Origin of the sequence: Geminisphaera colitermitum TAV2 (assembly GCF_000171235.2) — a bacterium.
GTDB lineage: Bacteria > Verrucomicrobiota > Verrucomicrobiia > Opitutales > Opitutaceae > Geminisphaera > Geminisphaera colitermitum.
Map to the genome: position 1 here is coordinate 1 of NZ_ABEA03000160.1, position 12837 is coordinate 12837.

Annotated in this window: 17 protein-coding genes; 8 read left to right on the forward strand and 9 right to left on the reverse strand. The window is 59.6% G+C overall.

Annotated features, from left to right (window positions below):
- Positions 1-14 precede the first annotated feature (14 nt).
- Positions 15-317: a glycosyltransferase family 9 protein gene (locus OBACDRAFT_RS17670; RefSeq protein WP_043587970.1), complete on the reverse strand. Its 303-nt coding sequence runs from the start codon at positions 315-317 to the stop codon at positions 15-17.
- The gene (locus tag OBACDRAFT_RS17675) at positions 314-1102 is read right to left on the reverse strand and encodes a glycosyltransferase family 9 protein (RefSeq protein ID WP_043587972.1); all 789 of its coding nucleotides are present in this window, start codon (positions 1100-1102) and stop codon (positions 314-316) included. The genes OBACDRAFT_RS17670 and OBACDRAFT_RS17675 overlap by 4 nt, the downstream gene beginning before the upstream one ends.
- Before the next feature lie 183 nt (positions 1103-1285).
- Here OBACDRAFT_RS17675 and OBACDRAFT_RS17680 point away from each other — a divergent pair, with 183 nt between their 5' ends.
- Both OBACDRAFT_RS17680 and OBACDRAFT_RS25715 read left to right on the forward strand, forming a co-directional pair.
- Positions 1286-1984: a glycosyl transferase gene (locus tag OBACDRAFT_RS17680; protein ID WP_198529934.1), complete on the forward strand. Its 699-nt coding sequence runs from the start codon at positions 1286-1288 to the stop codon at positions 1982-1984.
- Positions 1985-2009: 25 nt separating this feature from the next.
- On the forward strand, positions 2010-3116 hold the full coding sequence (locus OBACDRAFT_RS25715) for a glycosyltransferase family 4 protein (RefSeq protein ID WP_052362202.1): 1107 nt from the start codon (positions 2010-2012) through the stop codon (positions 3114-3116).
- A 5-nt stretch (positions 3117-3121) separates the two neighbouring features.
- Here the strand turns inward: OBACDRAFT_RS25715 and OBACDRAFT_RS17690 are convergent, their stop codons facing one another.
- From OBACDRAFT_RS17690 to OBACDRAFT_RS17715, 6 genes are all read right to left on the reverse strand, one after another.
- The gene (locus OBACDRAFT_RS17690; RefSeq protein ID WP_043587976.1) at positions 3122-4267 is read right to left on the reverse strand and encodes a glycosyltransferase; all 1146 of its coding nucleotides are present in this window, start codon (positions 4265-4267) and stop codon (positions 3122-3124) included.
- 39 nt (positions 4268-4306) lie between these two features.
- Positions 4307-5143: a glycosyl transferase gene (locus tag OBACDRAFT_RS17695; RefSeq protein WP_198529935.1), complete on the reverse strand. Its 837-nt coding sequence runs from the start codon at positions 5141-5143 to the stop codon at positions 4307-4309.
- An 83-nt stretch (positions 5144-5226) separates the two neighbouring features.
- Positions 5227-5628 (reverse strand): type II toxin-antitoxin system VapC family toxin, encoded by a 402-nt coding sequence (locus OBACDRAFT_RS17700; RefSeq protein ID WP_043587978.1) that lies wholly within the window; start codon positions 5626-5628, stop codon positions 5227-5229.
- Between the two features lie 43 nt (positions 5629-5671).
- Complete coding sequence (locus OBACDRAFT_RS17705) at positions 5672-5905, reverse strand: AbrB/MazE/SpoVT family DNA-binding domain-containing protein (protein WP_043587954.1); 234 nt, start codon at positions 5903-5905, stop codon at positions 5672-5674.
- A gap of 87 nt (positions 5906-5992) precedes the next feature.
- Entirely contained in the window at positions 5993-6982 is a 990-nt protein-coding gene (locus OBACDRAFT_RS17710) for a carbohydrate ABC transporter permease (protein ID WP_043587980.1), read from the reverse strand.
- 6 nt (positions 6983-6988) lie between these two features.
- On the reverse strand, positions 6989-7936 hold the full coding sequence (locus tag OBACDRAFT_RS17715) for a carbohydrate ABC transporter permease (RefSeq protein ID WP_043587982.1): 948 nt from the start codon (positions 7934-7936) through the stop codon (positions 6989-6991).
- A gap of 342 nt (positions 7937-8278) precedes the next feature.
- Between OBACDRAFT_RS17715 and OBACDRAFT_RS17720 the strand changes: the two genes are divergently transcribed.
- Positions 8279-8764, forward strand: coding sequence for a DUF3574 domain-containing protein (locus OBACDRAFT_RS17720; protein WP_081722173.1), 486 nt, complete (start codon positions 8279-8281; stop codon positions 8762-8764).
- The gene (tsaA, locus tag OBACDRAFT_RS17725; protein WP_081722170.1) at positions 8761-9600 is read left to right on the forward strand and encodes a tRNA (N6-threonylcarbamoyladenosine(37)-N6)-methyltransferase TrmO; all 840 of its coding nucleotides are present in this window, start codon (positions 8761-8763) and stop codon (positions 9598-9600) included. The genes OBACDRAFT_RS17720 and tsaA overlap by 4 nt, the downstream gene beginning before the upstream one ends.
- Positions 9601-9611: 11 nt before the next feature.
- On the opposite strand, the gene OBACDRAFT_RS17730 is transcribed toward tsaA, so the two are convergent.
- Positions 9612-9995 carry an arsenate reductase family protein gene (locus OBACDRAFT_RS17730; RefSeq protein ID WP_043588025.1) on the reverse strand — a complete coding sequence of 128 codons (384 nt, stop codon included), beginning with the start codon at positions 9993-9995 and terminating at the stop codon, positions 9612-9614.
- 185 nt (positions 9996-10180) lie between these two features.
- Here OBACDRAFT_RS17730 and OBACDRAFT_RS17735 point away from each other — a divergent pair, with 185 nt between their 5' ends.
- The 4 genes from OBACDRAFT_RS17735 to queG all read left to right on the forward strand — a co-directional run bounded on the left by OBACDRAFT_RS17735 (position 10181) and on the right by queG (position 12798).
- The gene (locus OBACDRAFT_RS17735; RefSeq protein ID WP_043587985.1) at positions 10181-10957 is read left to right on the forward strand and encodes an FKBP-type peptidyl-prolyl cis-trans isomerase; all 777 of its coding nucleotides are present in this window, start codon (positions 10181-10183) and stop codon (positions 10955-10957) included.
- 93 nt (positions 10958-11050) lie between these two features.
- On the forward strand, positions 11051-11647 hold the full coding sequence (locus tag OBACDRAFT_RS17740; RefSeq protein WP_043587986.1) for a shikimate kinase: 597 nt from the start codon (positions 11051-11053) through the stop codon (positions 11645-11647).
- Entirely contained in the window at positions 11631-11945 is a 315-nt protein-coding gene (locus OBACDRAFT_RS30075; RefSeq protein ID WP_052362203.1) for a hypothetical protein, read from the forward strand. Before OBACDRAFT_RS17740 ends, OBACDRAFT_RS30075 begins: the two co-directional genes overlap by 17 nt.
- A 16-nt stretch (positions 11946-11961) precedes the next feature.
- On the forward strand, positions 11962-12798 hold the full coding sequence (queG, locus tag OBACDRAFT_RS17745) for a tRNA epoxyqueuosine(34) reductase QueG (protein ID WP_232767356.1): 837 nt from the start codon (positions 11962-11964) through the stop codon (positions 12796-12798).
- Positions 12799-12837: the final 39 nt, after the last annotated feature.

Consider the following 12837-nt stretch of genomic DNA (forward strand, 5'->3'; position numbering starts at 1 on the left):
GGGAGAGGATGGGATCATGTGAGGAGCGGGTCAGTGGATGGGGTTGCCGGATTTGAATCGAATTCTGCGGCTGCGGGTGCGCGTTGGAGGAGTGTTTGCAGGGCGTCAAAAACGGCGTCGTGAGAGAGATCCGCGAGGTTGTCGGTAGGCGAGGTGATGGCGTGAGTGTTGGGTGCGCCGGGAGGCCAGGGAGCAAAGCGTTTGGGCGAGGTGGGGCCAAAGAGGGCAAGGACGCGGTTGCCGAGCGCGGCGGAGAGGTGCATGGGGCCGCTGTCGTTACCGATAAAAATCGAGGGTTGCCGCACAATGGTGATCATTTGGTGAAGGGTGCATTTGCCTTGCAGGTCAAGGAAGCGGCCCGGCGGCGCATCGGGGGGGGGGGGAGGGGTTTGAGGCCACACCAGACAACTCGGCTGTCGGGGTAGTTGACCCAAATGAGGCGGGTGAGGGCCTCGTAGCCGTTCCACATTTTATTGGCCGCGCTGCTGTCAGTAAACATGACAAAAAGTGGGCCGGAGTCTCGTTTGGAGTCGTTGTTAAAGAAGGGCTTCCAATCGTCGGCGAGTTGGCCTGTCTGCGAAATGGGTTTCAGGGAAAGCGGGATGTCGATGGTGCTATCAAGGCCAGCCGTGCGAAGGAATTGTTGATGGACGGTCATCGCATGGTGGGGCGGAGGGTCAGCGGGTGTCGGAACAAATTGGTTATAGGAGAGGCCGCAGAGTCCTTTGCTGTTTTTGCGTCCCCACTTTTGCGGCGAACGTGCAGCCAGTGTCATTAACGCGGGACGGATCAGCCCGTGCATGTCCCAAACCATGTCAAAGCGTTCGCGGCGGATTAGACAGATGGTTTCGAGCAAGCCGCGCCAACCGGCTTTGCGTCGATAGGCAATCACGTGGTGAACGAACGGGGCGGCTTCGACGAGCGGTGCAAAGGTGTCGCGCACAACCCAAGTGATGCGGCATCCGGGCCATTGGCGGGCAACAGATTGGATGATTTGGAGCGATTGCACAATATCACCGAGCGCAGTCAGGCGGACAACAAGCAGGTTGCGGGGGGGGGGGGGAGGGGCGATAAGCAGTGATTGCGCCGGGTCGTGGGTCATCGGATCAAGCTTTGGTTGATTGCATGAGAGAACACATGCGGACTGATGAGCTGGTCGCGGTCAAGACTGACAACAGCGTCATGCGGGCAGCATACGCACCGAGGCGTTTGTGAGTTCATGACTTTGCTCTGTCCAAACGTCCGGCCATTCCTATCGTCCCGCCGCATGGTCAATGTGATCTGCATGAAATGGGGGACAAAGTATGGTCCCGAGTTTGTAAACAAGCTGCGTTCCATGGTGAAACGCCACTTGGCACGCCCGCATCGTTTCATCTGTTTCACGGACGACGGCAGCGGTCTGACGAGCGACATCGAAATAAAATCGCTCCCGCCGATGGACTTGCCGCCCGACAAGGAACGCGGCTGGCGCAAGCTCTCCACCTTCAACGCCCCGTTGGCGGATCTGATCGGTCCGACCCTGTTCTTGGACATCGACGTGGTCATCGTGGGCTCGCTGGATTGTTTTTTCGATCATCCTGGCGAATTTTGCATTATCCACGACTGGCAAAAGCCTTGGCGCATCACTGGCAACTCCTCGGTGTATCGTTTCGAAGCCGGGGCGCACCCGGACATTCTTGCCAACTTCGTTGCCAATATTGACCGGATAAAACAAGAGGTGCGCAACGAACAGGCCTACCTCACGCGGGAGATCCATGCGCAAGGCAAGCTGACCTACTGGCCCAAGGAATGGTGCGTGAGTTTTAAGTACGGTTGCATGCCTAAATTCCCGTTCAACCTCTGGCGCACTCCGCGCCTGCCCGCCGGAGCCCGCGTGGTCGTGTTTCATGGATTACCGAATCCCGACGATGCCATCATCGGCAAGGGCAAGGGTTTGCGGCGTTATATAAAACCAACCCCGTGGATTGAAGATTACTGGCACTAAAAATTCGCTTGCCGATACTATCGCGATGAAAGTTCTCCAATTGATTTATTCCCGGAATTTCGCCGGTTCTGAACGATCTGTATTAACATTGAGCAAAGCGTTGGCCGCCGCCGGATGCGAAGTAGTGGTTGCAGTTAAAGATGGCGGCGTCCTGAAGGAGCGCTATCAACGCGAAGGATTGCGGGTCATTGAATTACCGCTCAATGCGTTTTTTATCAAACGTCGGCTGGCCAGATGGGTAAAAGAGCACCGCATTGATGTCGTCCATGCCCATCTGACCGAGGCCACGCGTCTGGCATGTGACCTGCATCGGCGTCTGGGGATTCCTGTGGTGACCCACTTGCGCATTCTACGGGATGCCCCCGCCTATCACGACGCCGCGAAGGCTGGTCTGCTTATCGCAAACTCCGCCCATACAGCACGTTATTATATTGAGGAGGCTGGAATCTCTCCAGACCGCATCCGAACCATCCCCAACGCGACGCTGGCCCTTAATGATCCTCTGGCCTCCACGCCATCTGATGACTTGGCGAGGGATGTCCGGCGGGAACTCGCATTGCCGGATGATGCGCGGTTGATTATCCTGCCCGGGCGCATAGCACCGGGAAAAGGCCACGAAACGCTTTTGTATGCGATGCCGGTCGTCTTGAAACAACATCCCGGAGCACATATTTTGGTGGCAGGCAATATCGACCAAAAGCCGCGCTTTGTCAGGAAACTGCTAAAGCTACGAGATGAACTTGGACTAAAATCACGAGTGCATTTTCTGGGATTTCGCCCCGACGTATTGCGACTCACCCGCGCCTCCGAGATTCAACTGGTTCCCTCCGAGCGAGAGCCGTTCGGTCTCGTTGTGATCGAAGCCATGGCGATGGGGGTTCCGATTATAGGGGCCGACTCAGGCGCGATTCCAGACATCCTCGAAGGCGGGACATTGGGAACCTTGACGCCATATGGAGACGCCCCCGCCTTAGCGGAGGCCATTATTACAACCTTGTCCGATCCTGCATTCGCTCAGCTTAAAGCAGAGAATGCACAAGCTAGAGTACGCGAACTCTATTCACCAGAAATGCTAGCGGCACAGGTTATGGATGTGTATAGTTCGGTAATGCCTGCACCCTTTACGACGTGAGAAGATCATACTGTCATGTAGTCCTCAATGGCGCGGTCGTAAATCGTTTCAAGCTTGGCGCACTGGTTGCGAACATCGAAATGTGTCCGTATGTGTTGGCGTGCGGCCTCGCTCATGGCAATACGGCGGGACTCATTGCGTAATAATGTAACAATGGCATCCGCCATTGCGGGCACATCGCCGGGCGGAACAAGCAAACCGGTTTTCCCGTTGTCGATGGCCTCTCGCACACCGGCCGTATCGAATGCCACTGGTGGCACGCCGGCGGCCTGTGTTTCCAACAAAACGGTTGGCAACCCCTCACTGTCGCCGGAGGAGGCGGGGAGACTGGGCATGCAATGCAATGTAGTGCGCCTCAACGTGGCAATGACCTCGGCGTGAGGTTGCTTCCCCCGAATTGTAATATTATTGGGGTATTGCCGCGCCGCTTCATCAACAAGAAGTTGATCGGGGCCGGAACCAATGAGTTCCAAATTTACCTCTGGAACTGCCTTTATTATAGCAGGCATCGCCGCCAGCAACAAGGCGATGCCCTTCTTTTCAACAAATCGCCCGATAAACAACAGAGTCGGACGCCTGATTGCCTCGGATGGAGCATCAAACTTGCGACAATCCACCCCGGTGGTGAGAAACGTGACCTTCTCAGGTGGACACCCATCAGCGATCAGCTTTTCACAAAGATGATTGCCCACCCCCAGTATTGCCGCGGCGTCACGATAAACCCGCCTTCGAGCGTGTAAATAAGCTGGCGAAGGTCGCGTTGTGATATCCGACCCTTGGAATGTCACCACCAACGGCACTCCAGCGCAGCAAGCCAGATGCAAGGCAGGTAATCCCGAGAATCCGAATTGCGCATGCACAAGGTGAGGGTCAAAGCGTTCCAGTTGCCGCCGCCAGCGCGGCGCAACCCATCCGGCGCGCAAAGCCTGTCGCCTCCCCCAGCCCAAGAGCCCGCGGGTGGATAGAAATTCAACTTGGAAATTCTTGAGCAGATCGTCGCCACTCGAAAGATGATTAAAGCCAAAAAATGCCGGTTTGTAGCGAGACAGGTTGGCAGCCTGCTCGACGACAAAGGTTTCAGAATACGCAATAAGATCTTTTTTGAAGATGACTACTCGCCGTTCATTACCTGGCCGGGACGCGGGTTTCATGTGGAATCAGATATATATATGAGAGGGAATGTGGTTCTATCAATCTTCCCGCCAATGCTGCGAAATCCAAGGGGCCGGGCGAACGTAGCGCTTCAGCTCTCGCGTCCACTTTACTCCGGGAATCTTGCGAAGCTCCCACACATGGGAGATATGTCCCCAAGGCGAACGATGCACATCATCGGGGCTCCACCGGCCGACAATGATATCCGATGGATTCGGGCCACCGGGAAACGTAATGATTCTGGCCTTTTTCGGAAGCTTGGGCGCAATGAACATCCGCAAGGGCCAGACCGGCAGACAGTGTACACGAAAATGACGCGTCCACTCCGAGGGCCAGAACTTGATGCCCCCCCGAATGCCGTGTGTCACATAGTGCTGTTCAAATTGATATTTTTTTGAGATTCCGCCCGGGTCCGCTCGCAGGTTTTCAAGCATGTAGGGATGCGAGCCGATCTTGAACCGGAAGACTGATGTCTGACCAAGGCGTTGCTGCGGCTTCACCCAGTTGCGGGCCGTGATGACATCTTCAGGACTCCCATAGGTAAAATAATCGTCGATATTGCCGACGATGATCGAGTCGAGATCGACAAAAAGCACGGTCCCCGTGACCCCAAACAGCTCACTCCCCCACAAGGCGGTTTTACGCCACTTGCCCTTGGTGCCGGGCGGTATCTCGCACCCGAGTTCTGGCAGCGGGTGGCACGTGACCTCGGGGCGGATGCCATCCGCATTGTCGGTGAAGCAATACAGCTTGAACGGACCGGTTATGTTTCTGGCCACCATGCTGTAGAGGATATTCACATACTGTGGCCCGTAAAATGTTCCCCACTTGATGCAGAGGATCTGTTTGATGGCGGCGGGCGACGTTGGATTCACCTTGGCAGGAATTCATGTTTTGCGAACGGGCGTCAACGCCTTGTTCCCGGTTCGCCCTGCTTCTTGATGTCGGTTCCGCATTCTCATGGGGCGATGAGCGTCACTTTCGGGAAGTAGGTGCGGTAACGATTCTCATCGCGGGTGAGGAGACGCAGCCCGGAAACTTGGGCATGTGCGCCGATGTAAAAATCGGGAAGCGGCGAACGTTTTTGCCCCTTGTGTTCCTTGCGATAAGCGAGAAACGCCTGCCCGGCGATAAATCCCGCCTCGTATGGCAGTGGCAGGTGCTCAAGCGGCCAAGGACGAAGCGCTTTTTGCAACTCGCCAGCCGTGCGGTAGGCGATGGAGATCTCCGCGTAAATGAGTGGATTTATCGCTAACTCATCCGTCACCGACACCGCCAGAAGCTGTTCGGCTGACCACTCGCCCCAAACCGGATCATCCGTAAAAATATCGATCAGAATGTTGGAATCAACGAGCACCATGGGCGTTTAATTTTTCGGGGGGGGGGGGGAGGGGAAGATCCGTTCAGTCCTCCGCGCGGGTTTGACGCATGATGTCTGCCGTTTTCAACCCAGCCGTGGCACCGCCTCGCGTACGGCGAAGCGCATTGCGCAGGCGTTGCATGCGTTCGCCTTCGGCAGGTCGAATCAGCACCCCGTCTTTTGCCGCCTCAAAAACCACCTCTCCGTTGGGCCTGATGCCATATCGCTCCCGCAATTTCAGGGGGATGGTCACCTGTCCTTTCACCGTCAGTTTCATGGTAAGGATTTTCGGTTAAAAGTATTACTTGTCAAACCCCACTGACAAATGCCGCAGTCCTCTCCCCGCCGCGCTCAATAACGCAACTCAACCCTTGACGGCGCCGGCGGAGAGGCCGCGGACGAAGAGCTTCATGCAGAATAGGAAAATCACGATCAGCGGAATCGACGCGATGAAGTAGGCCGACATGATCTGGCCCCACTGCTTCACGTACTCGCCGTCGAGGTAAATCAAGCCCACGCCAAGCGTGAACAGTTCCTTGTCACGCAGCACGATGAGAGGCAGCAAAAAGTCGTTCCACGCGTGCAGGAATGCCAGAATCCCCAGCGTGCCGATGATCGGTCCCGACATCGGAATCACCACATTCACGATCTGCTGGAAATGGCTCGCTCCATCGATCTCCGCCGCCTCGAACAAGTCCTTGGGCAAGTCCTCGATGAAATTGCGCAACACGAAAATATTGAACACCTGCGCGCCCGCGATGCCTACGATCATGAGCGCCCAAAGCGTATTCAAGAGCCCCATGTTTTTGAGCAGGTTGAAGAGAGGCACGATGTTGGCCACGCCGGGCAGGAGCATCAGGATCATGAACGCCAGCCAGAGCACGGGACTGAACGGCATCTTGTATCGGGCAAAGAAATACGCGGCGCCGATCGCCAGCGTGATCGCGATCACCGTCACCGACACCGACACGAACACGCTGTTCGCAATGTAGGGGCCGATGAGCTTGAGGCCGAAGCCCCAGTTGCGAATTTTGTAAACCGACGCGTCGAACCGCATCGACGTTGCCACCACGGCCGGGTCGGAGGGCTTGGCCGAAGTGAACACCTCGGTCCACGCGGCGACACGCGTTTTTTGCTCGGTGTTGCCCTCCACGCCTTGGAACGTCTCGGTGACGGTCCACGGCGCGGCGGGCAGCCAGGGGTTTTGGATAAAAATGGAGTTATCCTTAAAACTCACCTGCATCATCATGTAGAGGGGGAACAGCTCGATGCAGAGGAAGAACAGGATGACGATGTGCTTGGGCCAGTCCCTTTGCTTGTGCGAACCGACGAAATCTTTGGTGGTGGCGCTCATGGTGCGTTATTTTTCAACCCTCACGTATTTGTTGTTAATGTAGGTCAGCGACAGGATGAACACGAAGAGGATCATGCCGATGGCGCAGGCGTAGCCGAACTCGCCCGCGATGAACGCGCGGTTGTACATCCAGAGGCCGGGCACCATGCCGCGACCGCCGGGCCCGCCCGATTCGCCGAGCAGCAGCAACTGCAATCCGTAGCCCTGCAACGTGCCGATGATGAGCAGCACCAGCGAAAGCCGCACTTGCGTCAAAATCAGCGGCAGTTCGATGTAGAGAAATTTTTTGAACGGCCCCACGCCGTCCAATTCCGCCGCTTCGTAAACCTCCTGCCCGATGCTTTGCAGGCCCGCCAGATAGATCAGCACGCCCACGGCCCCGATCCACGGAAAACCCCAAATGAAGAGCGAGGGCAGAATCAACTCCGGCTGCGAGAGCCAGCCAATGGGGACGTTATCGAAAAAAATGCCCCAGCCAAAAACCGCGTCGATCTTCACCAGCAGCGTTTTGATGCCTGTGAAATTGAGCACGTTGTTCAGCACGCCCAGATTGGGATCGAGGAAAAACTTCCAGATGAACAACGTCACCAGACTCGGGACGATCATCGGCACGACCAAAAACACGCGGTAAACGTACTGCCATTTGTCGCTCTTGAGCCGGTGGATCATGACCGCCATGAGGATCGACGGAATCATCTTAAACAGGTTGAACACGATCAGAATCGAAACCGTCTTGAACGACCCCCAAAGCACATCGTCGCCAAAAGCGCGCTTGAAGTTGTCGAACCCGATGAGCTGCTTGGTGTCACCGCCCGACCACTCAAAAAAGCTGTGGTAGATGGCGCTCGCGGCGGGGAAGTAGGAGAAGGTGCAGATGAGCACCAGCGACGGGATGACGAAGAAGTAGAGCTTCCATTCACGAAGGGCTTTTTGCGGGCTGATGGGAAACGCCATGTTGGTTGGATTGGGCTTGAGATTGGGATCGGACTTGGGATCGGGATTGGAACAAAAGTGAGCGCGAAAAGAGAGGGGGAGTTGACTGACAAAACCGCGGGACGGCAGGCGTCACCGCGAAAGAAGTCGTGTTTCTTGGGGCCGGGCGGGAGGCTTGCCAAGTGAAATGTCCGCAAGGTTTGAACTTGTTCGGCTGCGAACGTTTTCAACCCCCGCAACCCGCACCGCACCTGATGCAGACCAAGGGCGTTTTGCCGCGCCCGATGCCGCGTTCGATCAAAGCGCGGCAGTTTCACTTTCCGCGCTCGACTCGCCACGGTGCCAGGCCTCATCTCCACGATCATGAAGAAAAACGGTGCGTGTTTCCGGGGCGCGGCGATATCCCTGACGGCGGTCCTGTCCGTGATGGTGGCGATGATGGGATCGGGCTGCGCATCGGGACCGGGCACGGAGCCCCAAGCCATCGCGCCGGCGGCATCCGCCACCCCGGCGCAAAACCTCTGGTCGCGCACGGAGCTTTATTTCTCCATCGGAGACTGGACGGAGACTGCTCTGACGGCCGATGCAGAATTGCGATGGACGCGTTTTTTGGATACGGAAGTCACGCCGCGTTTTCCCGACGGGTTGACCGTCGCCGACATCTATGGGCAATGGCGCAAATCCCCCGGATCACCGGTGCTGCGAGAGCGAAGCAAACTCGTTATCATCGTGCATCCATCCACCGGGGAGGCATCGCGTAAAATCGACGAGATCCGCACGGCGTGGAAACAACCCACGGGCGAGGACTCGGTGATGCGCATCACACAACCCGTGGAGGTGTCGTTTTGAGCGGGAGCCACCAACCTCCCCCCCCCCCCCCCGCCGCCCCCGCCGCCGCTGCGCCCCGCGACGCGGGCGCGAACGATGCCGGCGGATTCGCAGTGCGCGCGGTGGCGACCTTGCGCACCCCTTTCGCCGAGAAATTTGGCGTCCCCCGCCAGAGCGGCCTGATCGAAGAAGCCGAAGCCCGCGTCGAGTTCGCGCCCGAGTTTGCCCGCGCCGACTTTGTGCGCGGCCTGGAGGCCTTTTCCCACGTGTGGCTGGTAACGTGGTTTCATCAATCGCCAGCGTGGAAAGGCGCGGCCACGGTGCGTCCCCCCCGATTGGGCGGCAATGACCGCGTGGGCGTTTTCGCCTCGCGTTCCCCCAACCGGCCCAACCCCATCGGACTGAGCTTGGTGCGCCTACTCTCGATTGAGACCGAGCCCACGCTCATATTGCGCGTCGCCGGGATCGACGCCGTGGACGGCACGCCCGTCCTCGATGTGAAGCCTTACCTGCCTTGGTGCGAAGCGCTGCCTGACGCGCGCGCCGACTGGGCCGGCGGCGCTCCGCAAGTGCGCGACGCGAACGCCGTCTTGATCGCCCCCGAACTCGCCGCCCGATTCCTGCGCGGCCCCGCAACCACCGACCTCGATTCCCCTGTCGGGCGCGACGGTAACAACACCGAGGCGGGGGCGCGCACGCTGGCGTTAATCCGGCATTTGCTGCAACTCGATTTGCAACCCGCCTATCAGCGCGAGGAAGGCCGCGAGTATGGCATGACCATCGCAGGCTGGAACATCCGCTGGCGGGCCTTGAGCGGCGGACGCGTCGAGGTAATCGACGCGACGCGCGCCGGGTAATCGCCGGCCTGTCAGCCGAGCAGCGCCTTGGCCCACGCGTCGGGCTTGAAGCCCACCAGACCGATCGCGCCCCCGTGGGCATCGGAGCCGAGCACGAAGGGGCGTTTGACCAGATTGCCGTTGCCGCGAAGCAACTCGAATGCGGCGGCCTCGCTCAAACCAGGGAGTGTGGCGGCGAGATTTTGCGCGCGATAATCCATGCCGGAAGTATTGAAAAGCCGGCGGATTTCACCGCCCTGCGCCGCGAGCATCGCACGCAGTTCACCCAAGGAAGGCGGTGTCTCGCGGATGGGCCGTTCATCAAAGGCGATGCCGTGCTCCCGAAGCCACTTGGTGGCATCGCGGCAGGTGCTGCATTTGGCGTAAGTGTAAACGGTGAGCGGTGTTTTGTTCATGGCCATGATGTAACATAAAACCGAAACCGGAATGCGAAGGCAAAGCGAACTGCGCAGCCGGGAAGTCGCGAGCCGTCCTGCGTAGTATGGATTTGCCAGCGATGCCCCCGCCGGTCATTGCAAGCACCCTCGCCCGGCTCCTCGCGGCGGTTTTGCTTACATCAGCAACTAACAACACCACACCAATGCAACTCACTGACACCTTAAAACTGTCCCTCCTCGCCCTCGGCCTCGCCACCGGGCTCCAAGCCTCGGACGCCCCCGCCGCGACTGCCGAGACCGCCGAAAAACCGGACGCCCCCGCCTCTGCGCCCACCTACACCGAAGCCGAAACCCTCGAAGCCCTCGGCTGGTTCATCGGCGACCGCATGATCGGCCAGCAATTCCAACTCACCAAGCTCACCGCCGACCAGCAGGCCGCGATCCTCAAAGGCATCAAAACCTCCTTCGACGGCCAACCCGGCCCCGACTTTGAAAAAGTCGGCCCCGCCATCGACCAACTCCTCCGCACCCGTCAGGCCGCCGCCCAAGCCGTGGCCTCGGAAAAAGGCAAAGCCGAAGCCGAAAAATTCTTCGCCGATCTGAAGCAAAACCCCAAAGTCACCTTCCTCCCCAGCGGCCTCGCCTACGAAATCATCGCCGAAAGCAACGGCGACAAACCCAAGGCCGCCGACACCGTGAAAGTTCACTACACCGGCAAGCTCGTTGACGGCACCGTGTTCGACAGTTCCGTGGAACGCGGCGAACCCGCCGAATTCCCCCTCAACGGCGTCATTCCCGGCTGGACCGAAGGCCTGCAACTCGTGGGCAAAGGCGGTAAAATCAAACTCTACGTCCCCTCCGAACTCGGCTACGGCGCACAAGGCGCGGGCGGCAAGATCCCCGGCTTCGCCACCCTCGTGTTCGACGTCGAACTCCTCGAAATCACCCCCGCCGCCGCCCCTGCGTCGGACAAAAAGTAACCTCCCCCCCCCCCCCCCCAGGCCCGCCATCACCTCGACTTAAATCGATTTAACTCGATTTAGGTCGATTAAAGCCGCCCAGCACCGCCTGCAATGAACACACCCGGCGTCAACCTCTACCTCGTAGGTTTCATGGGCACCGGCAAAACCACCGTCAGCCGCATCGTCGCGCAACGCCTCGGCTACCACTGGGTGGACAGCGACCAGTTCATCGAACGCGCCCAACGCCGCACCATCCCGGACATCTTCGCCACGGAAGGCGAAGCAGCCTTCCGCGTCATGGAACGCGAATTTGTCGAAAACGGCCACGCCCCCACGCGCGAAGTCGTGGCCTGCGGAGGCGGCCTGATCGTCCCCCCCGGCATGCTCGACCTGCTCAAAAGCAAAGGCGTTGTCATCTGCCTGCACGCCTCCCTCGAAACCATCCTCCAGCGCACCCAAGGCCAGGGCACCGCCACCCGCCCCCTGCTCAACGTGGACAACCCCGAACAACGCATCCGCGCCCTCTACGCCGCGCGCGAACCCATTTACCGCCGCGCCGGCACGATGATCCTGACCGACAACCGGCAGATGCCCGACATCGTGCAACACGTCCTGCGCGCCTATCAACGCGACGCGGCGGACTTCCTGCGCGAGCGCGAACGCAACCTCGAAGGCCGCCCGGCGGCACCCCATGGAGTCCATCCGTGAGCTTTTGCGCGCCCGATTGAAGGCGCTCGGGTTCGATGACGTGCGTTTCGCCCGCGCCACCCATCTGGACGACGGCGGACGCCTGCGCGCCTGGATCGACGCCGGCCACCACGCCGACATGCACTGGATGGAGCGCACCCTCGACAAACGCCTCGCCCCCGCCCTCGCCCTGCCTGGCGTCGCCACGATCATCATGCTAGGCGTGAACTACGGCGCCAACCAGAAGGCTCCTCCCTCCCTCCCCCCCCCCCCCCCCCCCCGTCTGGGCCCGCTACTCCCTGTATTCGGATTATCATGACACGCTGCGTCCGGGCCTGGAAGCCGCCGGCCGCATCCTTGAGGAGATGTTCGGCATCCACCCCGGCGACTACCGCGCCTACGTGGACGCGGGGCCGGTGGCCGAACGCGGCTGGGCGGCCCGCTCCGGCCTCGGATTCCAAGGAAAAAACGCGATGCTCATCTCGCGCCACTACGGCAACTGGCTTTTTCTGGCGGGCATTTTGGCGCGGATCGACATCGAGCCCGACCCCCCGCTGCCCGACCCCCCGCTGCCCGGCCCCGCCTCGCTGCGCAACCAATCCGGACTCCTGTGCGGCAAGTGTACCCGCTGCCTCGACGCCTGCCCCACGCAGGCCTTTGCCGCGCCCGGCGTGGTCAACGCCCGGCGCTGCATCTCTTACCAGACGATTGAGAATCGGGGCATCATCCCGCGCGAATTGCGCGCCGGCATCGGCAATCGCATCTATGGATGCGACCTTTGCGCCGAAGTCTGCCCGTGGAATCGCTTCGCGTGTGAGAGCCGCAGCCTGCTGCTGACTCCCCGCCCTGAAATCCGCGACCTGACCCTGCGCGACGTGCTGGAACTCACCCCCGAACGTTTTGCCGCGGTGTTTCGCAAAACGCCCATCAAGCGGGTAAAGCTCGCCGGCCTGTTGCGCAACGCCTGTATTGTTGCAGGGAATACACAAGCGCGCGACTGTCTGGACGTCCTGCTGCGCCACGCCGCCGGGCCGGTTCCGCTGGTGCGCGCCCATGCCGTCTGGGCCGTGGCGAGACTGGGGGAGTTCGCCCGCCTGACACCAAACCGCGCCGCCGAGACCGATCCACTCGTCCTCGCCGAATACGCGGCGGAGGACGGCGGTGCTCTTTAGGGCGCATTTGTCCGCTTCGACATTGCGCCGACTTAAGTC

Coding starts and splice junctions, on each gene's coding strand:
- OBACDRAFT_RS17670 (WP_043587970.1), bottom strand. CDS start 317: ATGATCACCATTGTGCGGCAACCCTCGATTTTTATCGGTAACGACAGC.
- OBACDRAFT_RS17675 (WP_043587972.1), bottom strand. CDS start 1,102: ATGACCCACGACCCGGCGCAATCACTGCTTATCGCCCCTCCCCCCCCC.
- OBACDRAFT_RS17680 (WP_198529934.1), top strand. CDS start 1,286: ATGAAATGGGGGACAAAGTATGGTCCCGAGTTTGTAAACAAGCTGCGT.
- OBACDRAFT_RS25715 (WP_052362202.1), top strand. CDS start 2,010: ATGAAAGTTCTCCAATTGATTTATTCCCGGAATTTCGCCGGTTCTGAA.
- OBACDRAFT_RS17690 (WP_043587976.1), bottom strand. CDS start 4,267: ATGAAACCCGCGTCCCGGCCAGGTAATGAACGGCGAGTAGTCATCTTC.
- OBACDRAFT_RS17700 (WP_043587978.1), bottom strand. CDS start 5,628: ATGGTGCTCGTTGATTCCAACATTCTGATCGATATTTTTACGGATGAT.
- OBACDRAFT_RS17705 (WP_043587954.1), bottom strand. CDS start 5,905: ATGAAACTGACGGTGAAAGGACAGGTGACCATCCCCCTGAAATTGCGG.
- OBACDRAFT_RS17710 (WP_043587980.1), bottom strand. CDS start 6,982: ATGAGCGCCACCACCAAAGATTTCGTCGGTTCGCACAAGCAAAGGGAC.
- OBACDRAFT_RS17715 (WP_043587982.1), bottom strand. CDS start 7,936: ATGGCGTTTCCCATCAGCCCGCAAAAAGCCCTTCGTGAATGGAAGCTC.
- OBACDRAFT_RS17720 (WP_081722173.1), top strand. CDS start 8,279: ATGAAGAAAAACGGTGCGTGTTTCCGGGGCGCGGCGATATCCCTGACG.
- OBACDRAFT_RS17730 (WP_043588025.1), bottom strand. CDS start 9,995: ATGAACAAAACACCGCTCACCGTTTACACTTACGCCAAATGCAGCACC.
- OBACDRAFT_RS17735 (WP_043587985.1), top strand. CDS start 10,181: ATGCAACTCACTGACACCTTAAAACTGTCCCTCCTCGCCCTCGGCCTC.
- OBACDRAFT_RS17740 (WP_043587986.1), top strand. CDS start 11,051: ATGAACACACCCGGCGTCAACCTCTACCTCGTAGGTTTCATGGGCACC.
- OBACDRAFT_RS30075 (WP_052362203.1), top strand. CDS start 11,631: ATGGAGTCCATCCGTGAGCTTTTGCGCGCCCGATTGAAGGCGCTCGGG.